General features: G+C 62.8%; 3 protein-coding genes. All 3 read right to left on the reverse strand.

What is annotated here, in order from left to right; all coding sequences use genetic code 11:
- Positions 1-410: type II secretion system protein (locus tag GM668_RS30235; RefSeq protein WP_211923482.1), on the reverse strand; the 410-nt coding region annotated here is incomplete at its 3' end.
- Positions 397-777, reverse strand: coding sequence for a type II secretion system protein (locus GM668_RS30240; RefSeq protein WP_155442685.1), 381 nt, complete (start codon positions 775-777; stop codon positions 397-399). The genes GM668_RS30235 and GM668_RS30240, both read right to left, overlap by 14 nt.
- Positions 771-1,253, reverse strand: coding sequence for a type II secretion system protein (locus GM668_RS30245; RefSeq protein WP_155442686.1), 483 nt, complete (start codon positions 1,251-1,253; stop codon positions 771-773). Before GM668_RS30245 ends, GM668_RS30240 begins: the two co-directional genes overlap by 7 nt.
- Positions 1,254-1,393: the final 140 nt, after the last annotated feature.

Below are 1,393 nucleotides of genomic sequence, written 5' to 3' on the forward strand. Positions count from 1 at the left end.
GCACCGGTGCCGGGAGGCGCCCCCGCAGCGGCGCCCGGCATCGCGCCGGCGGCAAGCGGTACCGGCAAAGCGCCCGGCACCTGGTTAGCATAGACGATACCCCACTCCGCGTTGCCCGTCAGCGGATCCACGTACACGCGCCGCAAATGCCGCCGCACATTGGGAAAGCGGTTATCGCGCAATAATTCCTTGAACGATGGCGGCAGCGGCGACTGGCCGGGCGGCGTCGCTTTCGCATAGCTTTCCAGCGCATCCGCGTATTCAGCGCCGATGGCCAGCAATTCCCGCTCGGCGGCGCTGCGCTGCATGATGGAACCCAGCTTGATCGTGGCAGCACTGGCCAGGCCAATGATGGCGACCAGGATAATCAGGCTCAGGTAGGTGAACCCGTGTTGCTTACCATTCCGCATACGGCTTGCCATGGCGGTCGTTGCCCGGGGCGCCACTATGGATGTCGGCCACGCCCCCTTGCACGCCCTCTTCCGGCGGCACCAACAGCCAGCTGGTCGTGCTTTCCGTGATGGGATCGACCGGCAGCGCGCGCAGGTATTTTTTTTCCACCAGCTGTTCCAGCGAATCGGGATAACGGCCCGTATCGCCGTAGTACTGGCCGATGACCGCGCGCGTCTGGCGCAAGTTGTCGGACAAAATGGTTTCCTTGGCGCTGTCCACACTAGGGAAATAGCGCGGCACGGCCAAAGTCAGCAGCAAGGCAATAATGCCCAGCACCACCAGCAATTCAATCAGCGTGAAGCCCTTGTTTTTTATCTTTACCATTTGCGGTACGGTACGCCATTCAAGCCCGTGCGGTCGGACAGTGTAAATACATCATAGACATCTTCCCCTTCACGCGGCTCATCGGCTTCGCTGGCATAGCTGCGCTTGCCCCACGATTGTGTCGGCGACACGTTCGAATCCGCATTGAACGGGTCGCGGGGAATGCGGCGCAGGAAATAGATTTTCGCGCGCTTCGGGTTGCGCTGGTCCGCCACGCCTTCCACCAGCACTTCCAGGTTTTTCGGATAGCCTGAACTGCCCAGCATCCCCTTCGGAATGCGGCCTTCGTCATACGCCTGCTTGTACGCGTCGATGGCGTGGCGGATATCGCGCAACGCCTCCCGCAATTCCTGCTCATTCCGGCGCTGTATCGTTACTTGCGCAACGGGAATCACGAGCGCGCTCAACAGGCCAAGGATGGCCAGCGTGACGAGCAACTCGATCAGCGTGAATCCGCGCGCAAGCCGTGGTTTCATTGCTGCTGCGGTTGAGGCTGAGGTTGAGGCTGCGGCGGCGGCGTTTCCTGCGCCGGCTGCGGCGCAGCGGACGACGCCGGACCTGGCTGGATGGCCGACAGCGGCACGCCGGACGGCGCGCCAGGCGGCAACGCAGGCGG

The sequence above is a fragment of the Pseudoduganella ginsengisoli genome (assembly GCF_009720865.1).
GTDB lineage: Bacteria > Pseudomonadota > Gammaproteobacteria > Burkholderiales > Burkholderiaceae_D > Rugamonas > Rugamonas ginsengisoli.